The sequence below is a fragment of the Flavonifractor sp. An112 genome, from assembly GCF_904377885.1.
GTDB lineage: Bacteria > Bacillota > Clostridia > Oscillospirales > Oscillospiraceae > Flavonifractor > Flavonifractor avicola.
Window position 1 is genome coordinate 1 of record NZ_CAJFGT010000118.1, and the last position, 2,687, is coordinate 2,687.

A 2,687-nucleotide genomic window follows, 5' to 3' on the forward strand; every position below is an offset into this window, starting at 1 on the left:
CGTGTTCACCTCCATCCACATCGAGGAGTACGAGACCGAGTCCCGCGACACCAAGCTGGGCCCCGAGGAGATCACCCGGGACATCCCCAACGTGGGCGACGACGCCCTGAAGGATCTGGACGAGCGCGGCATCATCCGCGTGGGCGCCGAGGTCCGTGCCGGCGACATTCTGGTGGGTAAGGTCACCCCCAAGGGCGAAACCGATCTCACCGCCGAGGAGCGCCTGCTGCGCGCCATCTTCGGTGAGAAGGCCCGCGAGGTCCGTGACACCTCCCTGAAGGTGCCTCACGGCGAGAGCGGCATCATCGTGGACGTGAAGGTGTTCACCCGCGAGGCGGGCGACGAACTCTCCCCCGGCGTCAACATGGTGGTCCGTGTCTATATCGCCCAGAAGCGTAAGATCTCCGTGGGCGACAAGATGGCCGGCCGTCACGGTAACAAGGGTGTTGTGTCCCGCATCCTGCCCCAGGAGGATATGCCCTTCCTGCCCGACGGCACTCCTCTGGACATCGTGCTGAACCCCCTGGGCGTGCCTTCCCGTATGAACATCGGTCAGGTGCTGGAGGTCCATCTGGGCTACGCCGCCAAGACCCTGGGCTGGAAGGTGGCCACCCCCGTCTTCAACGGCGCCGACGAGAAGGACATCGCCGAGACCCTGAAGATGGCCGGTCTGCGCCCCGACGGCAAGAGCTGGCTGTACGATGGCCGCACCGGTGAGCGGTTCGACAACCCCGTCACCGTGGGCTACGTCTACTTCCTCAAGCTGCACCACCTGGTTGATGATAAGATCCACGCCCGTTCCACCGGCCCCTACTCCCTGGTCACCCAGCAGCCTCTGGGCGGCAAGGCCCAGTTCGGCGGCCAGCGCTTCGGCGAAATGGAGGTGTGGGCCCTGGAGGCTTATGGCGCCGCCTACACCCTGCAGGAGATCCTCACCGTCAAGTCCGACGACGTCACCGGCCGTGTGCGCACCTACGAGTCCATTGTCAAGGGCCACAACGTGCCCAAGCCCGGCGTGCCTGAGTCCTTCAAGGTTCTGGTTAAGGAGCTGCAGTCCCTGTGCCTGGATATGAAGGTGCTGGACGACCAGGGCAACGAGATCGAGCTGAAGGACGACGACGAGGATACCTACCAGCCCGGCAAGTTCCGCGACGATGACGACGACTTCTACGGCTATAACGCCGGCGGAGAGTCCGACTTTGCCGCCGCGGGCTACACCCTCAAGGAAGGCAGCGACGACGATGATCTGGCCGTTGCCGACGACAGCGATGATTTTTCCGATTCGGAGGACGATTACTCCGATGATGACGATATGGAATAAGTAAGGGAGGTCGAGCAGAAACATGAGTTACGCTGAATTTGACGCCATTAAGATTGGCATCGCCTCCCCGGAGCAGATCCGCGAGTGGTCCTATGGCGAGGTCAAGAAGCCGGAGACCATCAACTACCGCACCCTGAAGCCTGAGCGGGACGGCCTGTTCTGCGAGCGCATCTTTGGTCCCACCAAGGACTGGGAGTGCCACTGCGGCAAGTACAAGAAGATCCGCTACAAGGGCAAGATCTGTGACCGCTGCGGCGTGGAGGTCACCCGGGCCAAGGTGCGCCGTGAGCGCATGGGCCACATTGAGCTGGCCGCCCCCGTGTCCCACATCTGGTATTTCAAGGGTATCCCCTCCCGGATGGGTCTGCTGCTGGACATCAGCCCCCGCATCCTGGAGAAGGTGCTCTATTTCGCCAGCTATATTGTGACCGATCCCGGCTTCTCCCCCCTGGCCAAGAACCAGATCCTCTCCGAGAAGGAGTACCGCGATATGCGGGAGAAGTACGAGGACGACTTTGAGGCCGGCATGGGCGCCGAGGCCGTGAAGAAGCTGCTCCAGGACATCAACCTGGAGGAGCTCTCCACCCAGCTCCGTGCCGAGCTGAAGGCCGCCTCCGGCCAGAAGAAGGCCCGCATCGTCAAGCGTCTGGAAGTGGTGGACGCCTTCCGCATCTCCGGCAACAAGCCCGAGTGGATGATCATCGACGTGCTGCCTGTCATTCCCCCCGAGCTGCGCCCCATGGTGCAGCTGGACGGCGGCCGGTTCGCCACCTCCGACCTGAACGACCTGTATCGCCGCGTGATCAACCGCAATAACCGTCTGAAGCGCCTGATCCAGCTCAACGCCCCCGACATCATTGTCCGCAACGAGAAGCGGATGCTGCAGGAGGCCGTGGACGCCCTCATCGACAACGGCCGCCGCGGCCGCGCCGTTACCGGCGCCAACAACCGCGCCCTCAAGTCCCTGTCTGATATGCTCAAGGGTAAGCAGGGCCGCTTCCGTCAGAACCTGCTGGGCAAGCGTGTGGACTACTCCGGCCGTTCCGTTATCGTGGTTGGCCCCGAGCTGAAGATCTATCAGTGCGGTCTGCCCAAGGAGATGGCCATCGAGCTGTTCCGTCCCTTCGTCATGAAGAAGCTGGTGGAGGATGGTCTGGCCAACAACATCAAGTCCGCCAAGAAGATGGTGGACAAGGGCAAGGCTGAGGTCTGGGACGCCCTGGAGTTCGTCATCAAGGACCACCCCGTTATGCTGAACCGTGCGCCTACCCTGCACCGCCTGGGCATCCAGGCCTTCGAGCCGGTGCTGGTGGAGGGCCGGGCCATCAAGCTCCACCCCCTGGTGTGTACCGCCTTCAACGCCGAC

The 2,687-nt window shown here is 62.9% G+C and carries 2 pseudogenes; both read left to right on the forward strand.

The features are described 5' to 3' along the window. Positions 1-1,321, forward strand: a pseudogene (locus IHN22_RS12460) (DNA-directed RNA polymerase subunit beta); the annotation flags it as partial. Between the two features lie 22 nt (positions 1,322-1,343). Continuing rightward, positions 1,344-2,687: pseudogene (locus IHN22_RS12465) on the forward strand (DNA-directed RNA polymerase subunit beta'); the annotation flags it as partial.